Raw genomic sequence first — 15,913 nt, forward strand, 5'->3', positions numbered from 1 at the left:
CGAACCATGGCAGGCGCAACCCAGCCCTCGGCCATCGACGACATCTTGGCGGAGCACGCCGGTCTCGAAGCGCAGATGTCCGATCCGGCGCTGCACAACGACCCTGCCGCTGCCAGGCGCGTCGGTAAGCGGTTCTCCGAGCTCTCGCCGATCATGTCGACGTACAACAAGCTCACGGCTGCGCAGGACGATCTGGAAGCTGCGCGCGAACTCGCCGCCGACGATTCCAGCTTCGCCGCCGAGATCCCCGATCTCGAAGCCGAGGTCGCGCAGCTCGAGCAGACGCTTACCGATCAGTTGGCGCCGCGTGATCCGCATGACGGCGACGACATCGTCCTCGAAGTGAAGTCCGGTGAGGGCGGCGAAGAATCCGCGCTCTTCGCCTCGGACCTGGCCCGCATGTACGTCCGCTACGCGGAACGGCACGGCTGGCGCGTCGAGATCCTCGACGCGACAGTCTCCGATCTCGGCGGATACAAGGAAGCCACGCTGTCGATCAAGAGCAAGTCAGACACCCCGGACGGAGTGTGGGCGAGGCTCAAGTTCGAGGGCGGGGTTCACCGCGTCCAGCGAGTGCCCGTCACCGAATCCCAGGGACGCGTTCACACTTCGGCCGCCGGCGTTCTGGTCTACCCGGAGCCCGAAGAGGTCGAGCAGGTCCAGATCGACGAGAGTGACCTGCGTATCGACGTCTACCGTTCGTCCGGCAAGGGCGGTCAGGGCGTCAACACCACCGACTCCGCGGTTCGAATCACGCACCTTCCGACCGGCATCGTCGTCACCTGCCAGAACGAGCGCTCACAGCTCCAGAACAAGGCGCGTGCCATGCAGGTGCTTGCAGCCCGTTTGCAGGTAGTCGCCGAGGAAGCCGCGGACGCAGAAGCGTCGGCAGGTCGCCAGAGTCAGGTTCGGACGGTGGACCGTTCGGAGCGCATCCGCACCTACAACTTCCCTGAGAACCGCATCACCGATCACCGCATCGGATTCAAGTCGCACAACCTCGACGCAGTGCTCGACGGTGAGCTCGACGCACTTCTCGACGCATTGGGCAAGGCGGACCGAGAGGCGCGTCTCGCGGCCGAGTAGACGCAGACCATGACTGACCTCCATCCCGCCGGGAACTCGGTGAACCGCGTGTCGGTCGAGCGTGGCAGGCTGTACCCGTGAGTCGACTTCCACTTCGTTTGGCGCTGATCGAAGCTGCAAAACAGCTCGACGCCGCAGGTGTGCCCAGCCCACGCACCGACGCCGAGTTGTTGGCATCCCACCTGCTCGGCGTCGAACGCACGCGTCTCGGGCTGATTCCGTTGGTCGATCCCGAGGTCATCGCGGCGTTCGACGAGTTGGTTGCGCAACGCGTGAAGCGGATTCCGTTGCAGCACATCATCGGAGTCGCATCGATGGGCAACATCGACGTCGCTGTCGGCCCGGGTGTCTTCATTCCGCGGCCCGAAACCGAATTGCTCATGGGTTGGGCGCTCTCGTTCCTCGAAGGTTGCGGAAGTAAGCCGCCGGTAGTTCTGGACCTGTGCACGGGATCGGGTGTACTCGCGCTGTCCATCGCCGAGGCCCGTCCAGACGCCGTCGTTCACGCCGTGGAGAAGGAGCCCGCCGCGTTGGCGTGGGCGCGTCGTAATGCTGCCGACCGCGAGGCCGCCGGTGATACACCGATCCATCTGCATCAGGGTGATGTCACCGATCGGAACCTGTTGCCAGGGCTCGAGGGCGGCGTCGATCTGGTCGTGTCCAATCCGCCGTACATCCCCGAAGGCGCGCAATTGCAGCCTGAGGTCATGGATTACGACCCGCACACCGCGTTGTTCGGTGGCACCGACGGTCTGTCCGTCATCAAACCCATGATCAGCAACATCGCGAGGTGGCTTCGAATCGGCGGCGCGGCAGGCATCGAGCACGACGACACCAACGGCGACGGCGTCGCTGCGCTGTTCTCGGCGCGCCGGGTGTTCGGCGACGTTGCACAGCATCCCGATCTTGCCGGTCGTCCGCGTTTCGTCGTCGCCAGACGTGTCGCCACCGACGTCGAAGCGCAGCGGAATCGAACGCCCGAAGTGCAGAGTGAAAGGATGGCTGAGTGAGCACCGTGTACGACTGCAGTCAGACAGATTCCCGAACCGCAGGCTTGGCCGCCGCGAAGAACGCGCTCAAGGCCGGCCGACTCGTAGTTCTCCCTACCGACACCCTTTACGGACTCGCCGCGGACGCGTTCGACAGCGAAGCTGTCACGAGTCTGTTGCGTGCCAAGGGACGCGGGCGAGACATGCCCGTCCCGGTACTGGTCGGATCGTGGAACACCATCGACGGGCTCGTCTACAGCGTGCGCCCCCAGGCCCGGGATCTGATCCGCGCGTTCTGGCCCGGCGGACTGAGCTTGGTCGTCGAGCAGGCGCCTTCACTTGCCTGGGACCTCGGTGATACCCGCGGAACCGTCATGCTCCGCATGCCCCTGCACCCGGTTGCCCTCGAACTGTTGCGCGATGTCGGACCGCTTGCCGTCTCGAGCGCCAACATTTCGGGGCGTCCGCCGGCAACTACCGTCGAGGAAGCCCGAGATCAGCTCGGCGGATCTGCCAGCGTGTATCTCGACGGAGGCAAGGCCGAACACGCCGTTGCTTCCACGATCGTCGACCTGACCGGCAATTCACCGCGTATCTTGCGAGTGGGTGCCGTCTCGGCAGAATCCATCGCCGAGGTATTGGGCACCAGTCCGGAAAGCCTCGTAGAGGGAGTTTCGTAACGATGGTCGGCGCCGGCGGCGAGCGCGCGGGGGAATCCACGTATTGGGGACCGGATTTCGGTGAGCTTGCCACGGCGGACCCCGAGATCGCGGCTGTTGCGCTGGCCGAACTCGAGCGTCAGCGCGGCGGGCTTCAACTCATCGCAAGCGAGAACTTCACCAGCCCCTCGGTACTGGCTGCCTTGGGTTCGACCCTGAGCAACAAGTACGCCGAGGGCTATCCGGGTCGGCGTTACTACGGCGGGTGCGAGTACGTCGACGTAGCCGAGAATCTGGCGATCGACCGGGCAAAGGCACTGTTCGGCGCCGAGCACGTCAACGTCCAGCCGCATTCGGGGGCCACCGCGAATCTCGCGGTGTACGCCGCATTCGCCAAGCCCGGCGACACCGTATTGGCGATGAGTTTGCCGCACGGTGGGCATCTGACTCACGGGTCTCGGGTCAGCTTTTCGGGGCAGTGGTTCACCACCGTTCCCTATCACGTCGATTCGGCCACCGAATTGATCGACTACGACGAGGTTCGCACCCTGGCTCTGGCGCACAAGCCGAAAATCATCGTCGCCGGCGCGACCGCGTACTCCCGAACCATCGACTTCGCAGCCTTCCGGTCGATCGCGGACGAGGTCGGTGCGATCCTGTGGGTCGATGCCGCCCACTTCATCGGACTCGTGGCAGGCCGGGCGATACCGTCGTGTGTTCCGTATGCCGACGTGGTCTCCGCGACGACGCACAAGGTCCTCAGAGGCCCGCGCGGCGGAATGATCTTGTGCCGCAGCGAGCATGCCTCTGCTGTCGATCGCGCGGTGTTCCCCTTCATTCAAGGCGGCCCGATGATGCATGCGATCGCTGCGAAGGCGGTTGCCTTCAAAGAAGCGTCGACGCCGGAATATCGTTGGTATGCACAGGAAGTGGTTGCCAATGCGTCGGCGCTCGCGCAGTCGTTGGAAGCTCGCGGCCTGCGCACCGTTTCCGGTGGAACCGACACGCATCTGGCGCTTCTCGATCTGCGCGCAAGCGGTGTCACCGGAGTCGACGCCGAGCGTAGGTGCGGACTGGCTTCGATCACGCTCAACAAGAACGCGATTCCGTTCGATCCGCAGTCGCCGGCCGTCACGTCCGGAATCCGCGTCGGATCCGCGGCCGTGACGACACAGGGGTTCAACAGTTCCGACATGAGCATCGTGGGGGAGTTGATCGCGCGTGCAGTCGTAGCGGATCCAGCCACCACGTCAGGGGAGGCCGAGTTGGCATCGGTTGCCGACGGCGTTCGCGAACTGGTACGGGCAAAACCTGCCTATCCCCGCCGGACGGGTGATCTCGCGCAGTGATCACTTCGTACGAGGCGACCACATATCTGGCACAGGGTGGCGGGGGAGCGGGTGTGCCCATCCGTGAACTTTTGCTCGTGCTGTGTACGGCGGCGGTAGTGACATACCTTGCGACTGGCGCAGTCCGGTTGTTGGCGCTGCGGTTCGGCGCCGTCGCCATACCGCGTGATCGGGACGTTCACGTCGAGCCGATTCCGCGCCTCGGTGGCGTCGGAATGTATATCGGCATGGTTGTCGGTCTGCTGTTCGCGCAGCAATTACCGGCGCTCACAAGAGGTTTCGGCTTCGGTAGTCCAGATGTACACGCTGCGCTCGTAGCGGGCGCCGTCATCGTCCTCGTGGGCGTGATCGACGACAGGTGGGGTCTCGACGCTCTCACCAAGTTTGTGGGTCAGGTGACTGCTGCCGGAGTTCTTGTGGTGATGGGCGTCAGTTGGTTCATCATCTACAACCCTTTCGGTGGTGACGGTGGGTCCACGATCATCCTCGATCAGATTCAATCGGGACTGTTCACGGTGGCTATCGCCGTGGCGACTATCAACGCGATGAACTTCGTCGACGGTCTCGACGGATTGGCCGCCGGTTTGGGCCTCATCGCGGCCTTGGCGATCCTCATCTTCTCGATCGGTCTGCTCCACGATCAGGGCGGCGACGCGAGTGTCTACCCGCCTGCGATGATCGCGGCGGCCTTGGCAGGCGCTTGTCTCGGTTTTCTTCCGCACAACTTCAATCCAGCGCGCATCTTCATGGGCGATTCCGGGTCGATGTTGATCGGTCTCATGCTTGCCGCGATCTCGACCAGTGCATCCGGTCGTATTCCGCTCACTGCTTACGGAACCCGCGACCTGGTCGGCCTCCTCGCGCCGTTGTTGCTGGTCGGTGCTGTGATGTTCATCCCGATGCTGGACATGCTCCTGGCCGTGATCCGCCGGACTAAAGCGGGCGTCAGTCCGTTCAGTCCGGACAAGATGCACCTGCATCATCGCCTCCTGCAAATCGGACACACGCACCGACGGGTTGTGCTGGTCATCTACCTGTGGGTCAGCGTCCTGGCGTTCGGTGCCGTCGGATCCTCGCTGCTCAATCGACAGCTGGTTGTCGTACTGGTTGCGGCCGGGTTGGTCATTGCCTTGTTCTTCACCGCGGTGCCGTCCCTGATCGATCGCAAGCAACAGCGTCGCTAGCCAAGTTTCCCGATCCATTACCCTTGGGCATCGTGACGAACACGCCGCAGCCTGTACCTGCCTCGCAACCCATCCCTGATTCGACCGCCGCCATGAAGTCGGCCGTGAAGTGGGGTGTGATGGGGCTGATCGCGCTGGCCGTGGTCGGCGCGCTCCTGGGCGGGCTCTTCGCCGGCAAGGAAGGCGTCTACGGCGCTTTGATCGGCGCGGCCGTCGGCGGCGGGTTCATCCTGTTCACGGCGCTGGGCGTGCTGCTCACAGCGAAGCTGCCTGCGCTCACGGCCGGTGCAGTTCTGCTCGGTACCTGGCTGCTGAAGATGATTCTCGCGATGGTGGTTCTCTTTGTCCTCTCGGACATGGATTTCTACAACAAGACCGCCCTCGTCCTGGTCATCATCATGTCGCTGGTCGTGGTGCTCGGTGCGGAGACTTACGGCGTCCTGGGAACCAAAACTCCGTACGTCGATCCCACTCCCAGCAGCAACGTCGACGACGACGAGTAGTACTACAAGAGGTAACTAATCGGACTTCCAGGTACCCCATCTACACAATGTCGTAGATGACTTGATAAGGTTCGGTTCAAGCGAGAGCAATGGTGGGCCGAGTAACACTCAGCCGACGATGCCATGTGCTCGCAGGTGGTCGAAATTCTGACCACTGAGTCGACGAGAGTCGCCGACACCGACAGACGCCAGGCCCCTCTAGGGTTCTCCAGCTGCTGACGAATGCGCGAGTCGAACTTGTCGACTTGTAGATCGTCAATGTCCGATCGAACCGCAGTCAATGATGGCTGCGGACCGACTACGGGAGAGAACGCTGAGCGTCACCACCCTGGCCGCGGATGAATTCCATGCGCCGTCACTAGACGATTTTTTCCCGCCCTCCGTGTTGATTCACGCGGGCCCCTTCGAGCTCGACCGTCTGATGCTGATTCGTCTGCTGATGTCGGTGCTGGTCGCAGCCTTCTTCGTGATCGCGATGCGCAGCCCTCGATTGGTTCCCCGTGGGATGCAGAACGCCGCTGAGCTTGCGCTCGACTTCGTTCGTATCAACATCGCCGAGGAGATCCTGGGCAAGGAACAGGGCAAGCGCTTCCTGCCGGTCATCACGACGATCTTCTTCATCGTGGTCGCCAGCAACCTGGCCAGCATCATTCCTTTCCTGAACATCTCGCCGAACGCACGAATCGGTATGCCCCTGGTACTCGCGGCGCTCGCCTACATCGTGTTCAACTACGTCGGAATCAAGAAGTACGGCTTCTTCAAGTACGTCAAGAGCAGCATCGTCGTTCCCGGCGTTCCGCTGCCCCTGCACTTCTTGTTGGTGCCCATCGAGTTCATCTCGACCTTCATTCTGCGCCCGTTCACGCTGATGGTTCGTCTCATGGCCAACATGTTGGCCGGCCACATCCTGCTGGTGCTGTTCTTCAGCGCGACGAACTACTTCTTCTTCGTGTCCGGCGGATTCCAGGCGATCTTCGGCGTTCCGTCGATCATCGCCGGTATCGCATTCACGTTCTTCGAGCTGCTGGTCATCTTCCTGCAGGCTTACGTGTTCGCGTTGCTGACCGCGGTGTACATCGATCTGGCGCTCCACGCCGACGAGCACTGACCTTTTACCTCCTCACCAGCTACACCAAGAACTGAGCCTCTTGCCGAATCCGGCGGAGGTCAACAGAAAGGGAATGGAACACCATGAGCATCGCTTACCTCGCTCAGGAAGTTGTCGAGACCAAGTCGCGCGGCTACGGAGCCATCGGCTACGGCCTCGCAGCAATCGGCCCCGGCATCGGCGTGGGCATCGTTGTGGGCAAGGCAATCGAAGGCATGGTCCGCCAGCCCGAGATGGCCGGCCAGGTTCGTACCACCATGTTCCTCGGTATTGCATTCACCGAGGCCCTCGCGCTGATCGGCCTCGTCGCCGGCTTCATCTTCTAAGACCGACATGGCAGCCACCATCGCAATTCTCGCGGCGGAGGGGACGACTGAACACAATCCCCTCATCCCCGAGACATACGACATCGTGTGGTCCGCGGTCGCGCTCGTAGTAGTTGGTTTCGTCTTCTGGAAGCTCGTTCTTCCGAAGTTCCAGAAGGTCTTGGCCGAACGCACCGAGCAGATCGAGGGCGGCATCAAGAAAGCCGAAGACGCACAGGCAGAGGCAGCGGCCGCGCTCGAGCAGTACCGCGCGCAGCTCGCCGAAGCTCGTACCGAGGCAGCGCAGATCCGTGAGGAAGCGCGTACCCAGGGTCAGCAGATCATCGCTGACATGAAGGTTCAGGCGCAGGACGAGAGCGACCGCATCGTGGCCGCAGGCCACAGCCAGCTCGTCGCCCAGCGTCAGCAGATCGTCGCTGAGCTCCGCTCGGATCTCGGCAAGACCGCTGTAGACCTGGCCGAGAAGGTCATCGGGGAGTCTCTCGCCGACGACGTGAAGCGCGCCGGAACGGTTGATCGTTTCCTCAACGAGCTCGACACCGTCAGCGCTGATTCAGCCAGGAAGTGAGCAACATGTACGCAGCGAGCCGTGAAGCCTTGGCGCAGACTCGTTCTGCGCTGAGCAGTGCCCTGGGCGCCGTCTCTGCAGGAGCGGCAACTGCTGCTTCTGCTCAGGCTGGGTCCGAGCTCTTCTCGGTGGTCGAGGTACTCGACGGCCAGCGCGCTCTTCGCAGCGCGCTGGCTGACGCTTCGGCACCGGCCGCTGGTCGCCAGGCTTTGGCAGAGCAGTTGTTCTCCGGAAAGGTCGGCGCCGAGGCGCTCGCCACCGTGAAGGCAGCTGCAGGCCAGGACTGGTCTGCGGCCCGCGACTTGGTCAACTCGCTCGAACTGCTCGGACGCGAAGCTCTGCTCCGCGCCGCAGCCGATCAGAGCCAGTTGGACACCGTTGAGGACGAGCTCTTCCGTCTCGGTCGCATCGTGGCAGGGGATCCCAGCCTGGAGCAGACGCTCTCGGATCTGTCGGTTCCCGCAGCCCGCAAGCGTGAGTTCCTCTCCCGCTTGCTCTACGGCAAGGTCACCGCGGTCACCGAGGCACTCGCCGGACAGGCCGTCGGCCGGTTGAAGTCTGCACCCGCAGACACTTTCGATCAGCTGTCGAATCTTGCCGCAGCGCAGCGCGATACCACCGTTGCTCACGTTCGCAGCGCCTCGGCGTTGAGCTCGGAGCAGTCGGATCGCTTGGCCAGCACTCTTACCCGCACCTACGGGAAGCCGGTAGCAGTACACGTCGAGGTTGATCCAGAACTCCTCAGCGGCTTGGTCGTCCGGGTGGGCGACGAGGTTATCGACGGCAGCGCAGCGGGTCGACTCGCAGCACTGCGGAAGAACCTCAAGTAGTCCTTCAGCCGAACACATACTCCAGATCTTTTCGAAGACCAGACACCGAGAGCAGGAAAAACATGGCGGAGCTGACGATCTCCTCCGACGAGATCCGTAGCGCGATCGACAACTACACCGCGAGCTACTCCCCGGAGGCCTCCCGTGAGGAGGTCGGCACAGTGACCGACACCAGTGACGGCATTGCGCACGTCTCTGGCCTGCCTTCGGCTATGTCCAACGAGCTGTTGGAGTTCCCCGGTGGAATCGTCGGCGTCGCGCTCAACCTGGATGCCACCGAAATCGGTGCCGTCATCCTTGGCGATTACCAGAACATTCAAGAAGGCCAGGAAGTAAAGCGCACGGGCGACGTTCTGTCGGTTCCCGTCGGCGATGCTTTCCTCGGCCGCGTCATCGACCCGCTTGGTGCGCCCATCGACGGCCTCGGCGAGATCGAGAGCACCGAGAATCGTGCACTCGAGCTCCAGGCCGCTTCGGTGCTCGAGCGCCAGCCGGTCGAAGAGCCGCTCCAGACCGGTATCAAGGCTATCGACGCCATGACCCCGATCGGCCGCGGCCAGCGCCAGCTCATCATCGGCGACCGCAAGACCGGCAAGACCGCGGTCTGCATCGACGCCATCCTGAACCAGAAGGCCAACTGGGATTCCGGCGATGTCAACAAGCAGGTGCGCTGCATCTACGTTGCCATCGGTCAGAAGGGTTCCACCATCGCGGGCGTCAAGGCTGCCCTCGAGGAGAAGGGCGCGATGGAGTACACCACCATCGTTGCTGCTCCGGCCTCTGATTCCGCAGGCTTCAAGTGGCTCGCACCGTACACCGGCTCGGCCATCGGCCAGCACTGGATGTACCAGGGCAAGCACGTTCTGGTCGTGTTCGACGACCTGACCAAGCAGGCAGAGGCGTACCGCGCCATCTCGCTGCTGCTGCGTCGCCCGCCGGGACGCGAGGCTTACCCCGGTGACGTCTTCTACTTGCACTCCCGTCTGCTGGAGCGTTCGGCGAAGCTGTCCGACGCACTCGGCGGTGGCTCGCTGACGGCTCTGCCGATCATCGAGACCAAGGCGAACGACGTCTCGGCTTACATCCCGACCAACGTCATCTCCATCACCGACGGTCAGGTGTTCCTCGAGTCCGACCTGTTCAACAAGGGCGTTCGCCCCGCGATCAACGTCGGTATCTCGGTCTCCCGCGTCGGTGGCGCTGCACAGACCAAGGGCATGAAGAAGGTTTCCGGTTCGCTGCGTCTGGAACTGGCTCAGTTCCGTGAGCTCGAAGCGTTCTCCGCTTTCGCATCCGACCTCGACGCTGCCTCCAAGGCTCAGCTCGAGCGCGGTGCCCGTCTGGTCGAGCTGCTCAAGCAGGATCAGTACAGCCCGATCCCTGTCGAGGACCAGATCGTCTCGATCTACCTCGCCGGCGAAGGCATCTTCGACAGCGTTCCGATCGGTGACGTCCGTCGCTTCGAGAAGGAACTGCTCGAAGACCTCAAGCACTCGGCTGCTGGCGTCTACTCCAGCATCAACGGCGGTAAGGCACTCGATGCCGACAACGCTGCTGCGCTGATCGCTGCAACGAACAAGTTCAAGGAAGGCTTCATCGCATCCGACGGAAGCCGGGTCGTGAACGAGGCCGAGGCTGACGCTTTGGGCGCCGACGAGGTCGAGAACGAGCAGATCAACGTCAAGCGCAAGACCGTCAGCAAGTGACGTACGCGCCCATGACACTGCGAATTCCGAAGGGAGAGTGATTGATCGATGGCGAGCATTCTCGAATTGCGGTCTCGTATCAAGTCGGTCAACTCGACCAAGAAGATCACCAAGGCACAGGAACTGATCGCGACTTCGCGTATCACCAAGGCTCAGATTCGCGTCGCCGCGTCCAAGCCGTATGCCGAGGAGATCACGAAGGTACTCACCGAATTGGCGAGTGCGTCTGCTTCGCTCGATCACCCGTTGCTCAACGAGCGCCCGGAGCCCAAGCGGGCTGCGGTCCTCGTTGTCACCAGTGACCGCGGCATGTGTGGTGGCTACAACTCCAACGTCCTCAAGCAGGCAGAAGAGCTCATGGCTCTCCTCCGCAGCGAGGGCAAGGAGCCGGTCGTGTACGTGCTCGGTTCCAAGGGACTCGGCTACTACACGTTCCGCGGCCGCGACATCGGTGCTGCGTGGACGGGCTTCTCGCAGGATCCGGGTTACTCGGATGCAGCGAAGGCCAGCCGCCACCTGGTGGAGCTGTTCATGGCTGGTTCGGGTAACCAAGTTGCTGCTCCGAACGGTGAAGGCACGATCGAGGGCGTCGACGAACTCCATATCGTCTACACCCGCTTCGTGTCGATGCTGACGCAGACTCCCGAGGTTCGCCGTATGGCTCCTCTCGAGGTCTTCGTGTCGGAAGAGCGCATCGAACTCGGTGACGACATGCTGACCAACGGCCACGACGACGACCATGACAATGGCCCCGTCGCGGACTTCAGCTTCGAGCCCGAGCCCGAGAAGCTTCTCGGTGCTCTTCTCCCGAAGTACGTCAGCACTCGTATCTTCTCGTCGCTTCTCGATGCTGCGGCATCGGAGTCGGCAGCCCGTCGTACCGCCATGAAGGCCGCGACGGACAACGCAAACGAACTGGTGAACACGTTGAGCCGTCAGGCCAACCAGGCTCGCCAGGCCCAGATCACCCAGGAAATCAGCGAGATCGTCGGCGGCGCCAACGCGCTCGCCTCGAGCGCAGGAAGTGACTAGCACATGACCGCAGCAGTAACCGAAAACAACGGGGCAGGTTCGGCTTCGGCCGTAGCCGGCCGCGTCGTGCGGGTCATCGGTCCCGTCGTGGACGTTGAATTCCCGCGTGGCGCTGTTCCTGAACTGTTCAACGCCCTGAACGCCGAGATCACGCTTCCCTCGGTCGCCAAGACGCTGACGCTCGAGGTTGCACAGCACCTCGGTGACAACCTGGTCCGCACCGTCTCCATGCAGCCCACCGACGGCCTCGTCCGCGGCACTGCAGTGACCGACTCGGGCAAGCCGATCTCGGTTCCCGTCGGTGACGTCGTCAAGGGCCACGTGTTCAACGCCCTGGGCGATTGCCTCGACACCCCCGGCCTCGGCCGCGACGGCGAGCAGTGGGGCATCCACCGCAAGCCACCAGCCTTCGATCAGCTCGAAGGTAAGACCGAGATCCTCGAGACCGGCATCAAGGTCATCGACCTTCTCACCCCGTACGTCAAGGGTGGAAAGATCGGCCTGTTCGGTGGCGCCGGCGTCGGCAAGACCGTGCTGATCCAGGAAATGATCACGCGTATCGCTCGCGAGTTCTCGGGCACCTCGGTGTTCGCAGGCGTCGGTGAGCGTACCCGTGAGGGCACCGACCTCCACCTGGAAATGGAAGAGATGGGCGTCCTCCAGGACACCGCCCTTGTCTTCGGCCAGATGGACGAGCCGCCCGGAACGCGTATGCGCGTCGCCCTGTCCGCACTGACGATGGCGGAGTACTTCCGCGACGTTCAGGGCCAGGACGTCCTGCTGTTCATCGACAACATCTTCCGCTTCACGCAGGCAGGTTCCGAGGTTTCCACCCTCCTCGGCCGTATGCCTTCGGCAGTGGGCTACCAGCCCACGCTGGCGGACGAGATGGGTGAGCTCCAGGAGCGCATCACCTCGACCCGCGGTCGCTCGATCACCTCGCTGCAGGCTATTTACGTGCCCGCGGACGACTACACCGACCCCGCGCCGGCTACGACGTTCGCGCACCTCGATGCCACCACCGAGCTCTCGCGCCCGATTTCGCAGATGGGTATCTACCCCGCTGTGGATCCGCTGAGCTCGACCTCCCGCATCCTGGAGCCCGGCATCGTCGGTGCCGAGCACTTCCGCGTTGCCAACGAGGTCAAGCGCATCCTGCAGAAGTACAAGGAACTGCAGGACATCATCGCCATCCTCGGTATGGACGAGCTTCAGGAAGAGGACAAGGTCCTCGTCGGCCGCGCCCGTCGTATCCAGAAGTTCCTCGGCCAGAACTTCATCGTTGCCGAGAAGTTCACCGGTGAGCCCGGCTCCGTCGTGCCGCTCCGCGACACGATCGAAGCCTTCGACCGCGTCTGCAAGGGCGAGTTCGATCACCTGCCCGAGCAGGCATTCAACAGCTGCGGTGGACTCGACGACGTCGAGGCTGCAGCCAAGAAGATGGCCGGGAAGTAGTCCACGATGGCTGAGATGACCGTAGAACTCGTTGCCGTCGAGCAGCGCTTGTGGTCTGGTTCGGCGACGCTGGTCAGCGCTCAGACCACTGAGGGCGAAATCGGCATCATGCCCGGGCATGAGCCGGTCCTCGGCCAGCTGATCGAGGGCGGAACCGTGTCGATCACCCCGGTCGACGGCGAGCGTATCGTTGCTGCAGTACACGGAGGGTTCCTCTCCGTCACTGCGACGACGGTGACGATTCTTGCCGAGTCCGCGGACATGGCACAGGACATCGACGTCGAGGCAGCCAAGGCTGTCTTGGCCGAGAACTCGGGCGACCTCGAAGCGATTGCGGTCGCCAAGGGTCAGCTCCGGGCCGTCGAGCGCGCGTAAGTTACTCGAGTAAAGCCGCGACGGGAGCCGACGAACAGTGACATTCGGAATGACTGTGTTGATCATTCTGGTTGTGCTGCTCGCGGTTCTCGTCGCGGCTTTTCTGTATCGTCTGCTGGTTCTACGTCGCGGCGGTACCGCTGCACTGCTTCGTGTTCTGCCATCCCCGGGGGACAGCGGGTGGCGTCACGGAATCATTCGCTACGGCGAAAGCACCTTCGTCTTTTTCAAACTGTCGAGTCTGCGGCCGGGCCCGGACTCCAGGATTGATCGTCAAGGAATCGAGGTCGAGAGCCGTCGCTCTCCCTCGGGTACCGAATTCGACATCATGAGCGACGACATCGTCGTGGTCAAGGTCAACGACGGATCGTCGGCCTACGAAATCGCCTTGGACAGTGGAGCATTGACAGCTTTCCTGTCCTGGGTCGAATCACGGCCGGACGGGCGCGCCCGTAGGCGACGCACCGCCTGACCGGTCCCGCTCAAGCCCCGGCGCCGGGCTTCCAGAGCACATCGCCTTCAGGATTTGCCACTCTTCCCATGATGAAGAGCAGATCCGACAATCTGTTGAGATATTTCGCGGGGAGGACGCTGGTGTCTTCCGGGTTCGCATCGATGGCGGACCAGGCCGCACGCTCCGCACGCCGCGAGACGGTTCTTGCTACGTGAAGCAGGGCGCCCAGGGCAGTTCCGCCGGGCAGAATGAACGAATTCAACGGTGCCAGTTGCTCATTGAGCTCATCGCACCATCCTTCGAGTCGATCGATATAGGCCTGAGTCACTCGCAGCGGTGGGTACTTCGGGTTCTCGACGACAGGGGTGGACAGGTCGGCCCCCGCGTCGAAGAGGTCGTTCTGGATCTGGCGCAGCATCGCGAGCAGATTCTCCGGGGGTGTGCCGAGGGCAACGGCCACACCGATCGCCGCGTTGGTCTCGTCGCAATCCGCATAGGCGACCAGACGCGGATCGTTCTTGGAGACTCGCGAAAAATCACTGAGGCCGGTGGTCCCGTCGTCGCCGGTCCGGGTGTAGATCTTCGTCAGGTGAACAGACATAGGGCTACGGTACCGGCGCGGTGCCGACGAGGTTGTGGCTCTAGGCTGTGAACCGTGAGTGAGCACTTTCTTGTGACCGGGGGTAACCGCCTCGAAGGTGAAGTACTGGTGGGAGGGGCCAAGAACAGTGTGTTGAAGCTGATGGCCGCTGCGCTGTTGGCCGAAGGCACCACTGTGGTGACCAACTGCCCGGACATTCTCGACGTGCCGCTGATGGCGGACGTCTTGCGAGGGCTGGGCTGCGAGGTCGAACTCGAAGACTCCGAAGTGCGGATCACGACGCCGGCCGAGCCGAAATATCACGCTGATTTTGACGCGGTCAAGCAGTTTCGGGCGTCGGTGTGTGTGCTTGGTCCGCTGGTCGCGCGTTGTCGACGCGCTGTTGTCGCACTTCCTGGCGGCGATGCGATCGGTTCGAGGCCACTCGACATGCACCAATCCGGGCTCCGCCTGTTGGGCGCGCGCAGCGAAATCGAACACGGATGTGTCGTTGCCGAGGCAGACGACCTTCACGGCGCGAACATTCGCCTGGTCTTCCCGTCTGTGGGTGCAACCGAGAACATCTTGATGGCAGCAGTGCTCGCCCGAGGTGAAACGGTGATCGACAACGCTGCACGTGAGCCCGAGATCGTGGATCTCTGCAACATGCTCAACGAAATGGGCGCCAAGGTATCGGGCGGCGGAAGTTCGACGCTCACCATTCAAGGCGTCCGCAAGTTGGAACCGACTACGCACCGCGTCATCGGTGACCGGATCGTTGCCGCAACATGGGGTGTCGCTGCCTCCATGACCAGGGGTGACGTCCGAGTTCGCGGGGTGAACCACAAGCATCTCGGGTTGGTCCTCGACAAGCTTCGGACAGCCGGCGCGGAGGTGACTCCCGAGGTAGACGGTTTCCGTGTCATCCAGCGTGAACGGCCCAAAGCAGTCAATTTCGCGACATTGCCTTACCCCGGATTCCCGACCGACCTGCAGCCGATGGCAATCGGTTTGGCGGCGGTTGCCGAGGGCACGTCGATGATCACCGAGAACGTATTCGAATCGCGTTTCCGATTTGTCGAGGAAATGATCCGACTCGGCGCCGACGCTCGTACCGACGGTCACCATGCTGTGATCCGCGGAGTTCCAGTGCTGTCGAGTGCGCCGGTGTGGTCTTCGGACATTCGGGCAGGCGCCGGGCTCGTGCTTGCCGGGTTGGTCGCGGACGGAACCACCGAAGTCCACGACATCTTCCACATCGACCGTGGGTACCCGCGATTCGTCGAGAATCTCCGTGGACTCGGGGGAGTGATCGAGAGGGTGAGCTCCGAATAGGTTCGGTGCTCGGCGTCACACTCGGGCCTATTCGCGATTGGCGGAAAGGCTCAACTGTCTGACCTGGCCTTGGCTAGTGAATCGGTGTTGTGACCAGGCGATTTGTGAATTGATTGAAGGTTCGCGTAACTTATTCCAAGTCAGAGCGACACGGACACCGACTCCCGCCTTCACGGCGAGTGACACGAGGTTGTACGAAGTGCCTGACCAAATTTCGAAGTAGTTTCCATCATGTATGGTTGTGCTTCACCTCCAGTTCTTCCCCGAATGTTCAGCGGTTTGCGCCGATGATCATGATGGGATAGGCTGGAAAAGTTGCCCCGGAGCGGCGGCCATAGGGTCGTGGTGATGGTGTGTGCGTGTTCTTTGAGAAC

The 15,913-nt window shown here is 62.6% G+C and carries 17 protein-coding genes; 16 read left to right on the top strand and 1 reads right to left on the bottom strand.

Annotated elements, in window-relative coordinates; translation table 11 throughout:
- Positions 1–6 precede the first annotated feature (6 nt).
- The 15 genes from prfA (at position 7) to EEB12_RS30355 (ending at position 13,642) form a co-directional block, all read left to right on the top strand.
- Entirely contained in the window at positions 7–1,086 is a 1,080-nt protein-coding gene (gene prfA, locus EEB12_RS30285) for a peptide chain release factor 1 (RefSeq protein ID WP_003941341.1), read from the top strand.
- 77 nt (positions 1,087–1,163) lie between these two features.
- The gene (prmC, locus tag EEB12_RS30290; RefSeq protein WP_046378806.1) at positions 1,164–2,096 is read left to right on the top strand and encodes a peptide chain release factor N(5)-glutamine methyltransferase; all 933 of its coding nucleotides are present in this window, start codon (positions 1,164–1,166) and stop codon (positions 2,094–2,096) included.
- On the top strand, positions 2,093–2,755 hold the full coding sequence (locus EEB12_RS30295; protein WP_003941345.1) for an L-threonylcarbamoyladenylate synthase: 663 nt from the start codon (positions 2,093–2,095) through the stop codon (positions 2,753–2,755). The genes prmC and EEB12_RS30295 overlap by 4 nt, the downstream gene beginning before the upstream one ends.
- Positions 2,756–2,757: 2 nt before the next feature.
- Positions 2,758–4,083 (top strand): serine hydroxymethyltransferase, encoded by a 1,326-nt coding sequence (glyA, locus tag EEB12_RS30300; RefSeq protein WP_047889190.1) that lies wholly within the window; start codon positions 2,758–2,760, stop codon positions 4,081–4,083.
- Entirely contained in the window at positions 4,080–5,267 is a 1,188-nt protein-coding gene (locus EEB12_RS30305; protein WP_019749176.1) for a glycosyltransferase family 4 protein, read from the top strand. The genes glyA and EEB12_RS30305 overlap by 4 nt, the downstream gene beginning before the upstream one ends.
- A gap of 32 nt (positions 5,268–5,299) precedes the next feature.
- Positions 5,300–5,770 (top strand): glycine zipper family protein, encoded by a 471-nt coding sequence (locus EEB12_RS30310; protein WP_019749175.1) that lies wholly within the window; start codon positions 5,300–5,302, stop codon positions 5,768–5,770.
- Positions 5,771–6,050: 280 nt separating this feature from the next.
- The gene (gene atpB / locus EEB12_RS30315; RefSeq protein ID WP_020970049.1) at positions 6,051–6,878 is read left to right on the top strand and encodes a F0F1 ATP synthase subunit A; all 828 of its coding nucleotides are present in this window, start codon (positions 6,051–6,053) and stop codon (positions 6,876–6,878) included.
- Positions 6,879–6,961: 83 nt separating this feature from the next.
- Positions 6,962–7,204 carry an ATP synthase F0 subunit C gene (locus EEB12_RS30320; protein ID WP_003941327.1) on the top strand — a complete coding sequence of 81 codons (243 nt, stop codon included), beginning with the start codon at positions 6,962–6,964 and terminating at the stop codon, positions 7,202–7,204.
- A 7-nt stretch (positions 7,205–7,211) separates the two neighbouring features.
- Entirely contained in the window at positions 7,212–7,772 is a 561-nt protein-coding gene (locus EEB12_RS30325; protein WP_003941337.1) for a F0F1 ATP synthase subunit B, read from the top strand.
- A gap of 5 nt (positions 7,773–7,777) precedes the next feature.
- On the top strand, positions 7,778–8,602 hold the full coding sequence (locus EEB12_RS30330; protein ID WP_003941304.1) for a F0F1 ATP synthase subunit delta: 825 nt from the start codon (positions 7,778–7,780) through the stop codon (positions 8,600–8,602).
- Between the two features lie 62 nt (positions 8,603–8,664).
- Entirely contained in the window at positions 8,665–10,308 is a 1,644-nt protein-coding gene (atpA, locus tag EEB12_RS30335) for a F0F1 ATP synthase subunit alpha (protein ID WP_019749171.1), read from the top strand.
- A gap of 48 nt (positions 10,309–10,356) precedes the next feature.
- The gene (locus tag EEB12_RS30340) at positions 10,357–11,340 is read left to right on the top strand and encodes a F0F1 ATP synthase subunit gamma (protein ID WP_003941320.1); all 984 of its coding nucleotides are present in this window, start codon (positions 10,357–10,359) and stop codon (positions 11,338–11,340) included.
- A 3-nt stretch (positions 11,341–11,343) separates the two neighbouring features.
- Complete coding sequence (atpD, locus tag EEB12_RS30345) at positions 11,344–12,795, top strand: F0F1 ATP synthase subunit beta (RefSeq protein WP_003941349.1); 1,452 nt, start codon at positions 11,344–11,346, stop codon at positions 12,793–12,795.
- A 6-nt stretch (positions 12,796–12,801) separates the two neighbouring features.
- The gene (locus EEB12_RS30350; RefSeq protein WP_019749170.1) at positions 12,802–13,170 is read left to right on the top strand and encodes a F0F1 ATP synthase subunit epsilon; all 369 of its coding nucleotides are present in this window, start codon (positions 12,802–12,804) and stop codon (positions 13,168–13,170) included.
- A 49-nt stretch (positions 13,171–13,219) separates the two neighbouring features.
- On the top strand, positions 13,220–13,642 hold the full coding sequence (locus EEB12_RS30355) for a DUF2550 domain-containing protein (protein WP_029255703.1): 423 nt from the start codon (positions 13,220–13,222) through the stop codon (positions 13,640–13,642).
- 10 nt (positions 13,643–13,652) lie between these two features.
- Here EEB12_RS30355 and EEB12_RS30360 read toward each other — a convergent pair whose 3' ends face one another.
- Positions 13,653–14,225, bottom strand: coding sequence for a cob(I)yrinic acid a,c-diamide adenosyltransferase (locus EEB12_RS30360; protein ID WP_020908291.1), 573 nt, complete (start codon positions 14,223–14,225; stop codon positions 13,653–13,655).
- Between the two features lie 54 nt (positions 14,226–14,279).
- Here EEB12_RS30360 and murA point away from each other — a divergent pair, with 54 nt between their 5' ends.
- Positions 14,280–15,539 carry a UDP-N-acetylglucosamine 1-carboxyvinyltransferase gene (gene murA, locus EEB12_RS30365; RefSeq protein WP_020970048.1) on the top strand — a complete coding sequence of 420 codons (1,260 nt, stop codon included), beginning with the start codon at positions 14,280–14,282 and terminating at the stop codon, positions 15,537–15,539.
- Positions 15,540–15,913: the final 374 nt, after the last annotated feature.

The organism is Rhodococcus sp. WS1 (assembly GCF_003797745.1).
GTDB classification, from domain to species: Bacteria; Actinomycetota; Actinomycetes; order Mycobacteriales; family Mycobacteriaceae; genus Rhodococcus_F; species Rhodococcus_F erythropolis.

Excerpts from the sequence above, each read along its gene's own strand:
- prfA (WP_003941341.1), top strand. The coding sequence starts at position 7 with ATGGCAGGCGCAACCCAGCCCTCGGCCATCGACGACATCTTGGCGGAG.
- glyA (WP_047889190.1), top strand. The coding sequence starts at position 2,758 with ATGGTCGGCGCCGGCGGCGAGCGCGCGGGGGAATCCACGTATTGGGGA.
- atpB (WP_020970049.1), top strand. The coding sequence starts at position 6,051 with ATGATGGCTGCGGACCGACTACGGGAGAGAACGCTGAGCGTCACCACC.
- EEB12_RS30320 (WP_003941327.1), top strand. The coding sequence starts at position 6,962 with ATGAGCATCGCTTACCTCGCTCAGGAAGTTGTCGAGACCAAGTCGCGC.
- EEB12_RS30325 (WP_003941337.1), top strand. The coding sequence starts at position 7,212 with ATGGCAGCCACCATCGCAATTCTCGCGGCGGAGGGGACGACTGAACAC.
- EEB12_RS30330 (WP_003941304.1), top strand. The coding sequence starts at position 7,778 with ATGTACGCAGCGAGCCGTGAAGCCTTGGCGCAGACTCGTTCTGCGCTG.
- atpA (WP_019749171.1), top strand. The coding sequence starts at position 8,665 with ATGGCGGAGCTGACGATCTCCTCCGACGAGATCCGTAGCGCGATCGAC.
- EEB12_RS30340 (WP_003941320.1), top strand. The coding sequence starts at position 10,357 with ATGGCGAGCATTCTCGAATTGCGGTCTCGTATCAAGTCGGTCAACTCG.
- atpD (WP_003941349.1), top strand. The coding sequence starts at position 11,344 with ATGACCGCAGCAGTAACCGAAAACAACGGGGCAGGTTCGGCTTCGGCC.
- EEB12_RS30350 (WP_019749170.1), top strand. The coding sequence starts at position 12,802 with ATGGCTGAGATGACCGTAGAACTCGTTGCCGTCGAGCAGCGCTTGTGG.
- EEB12_RS30355 (WP_029255703.1), top strand. The coding sequence starts at position 13,220 with ATGACTGTGTTGATCATTCTGGTTGTGCTGCTCGCGGTTCTCGTCGCG.
- EEB12_RS30360 (WP_020908291.1), bottom strand. The coding sequence starts at position 14,225 with ATGTCTGTTCACCTGACGAAGATCTACACCCGGACCGGCGACGACGGG.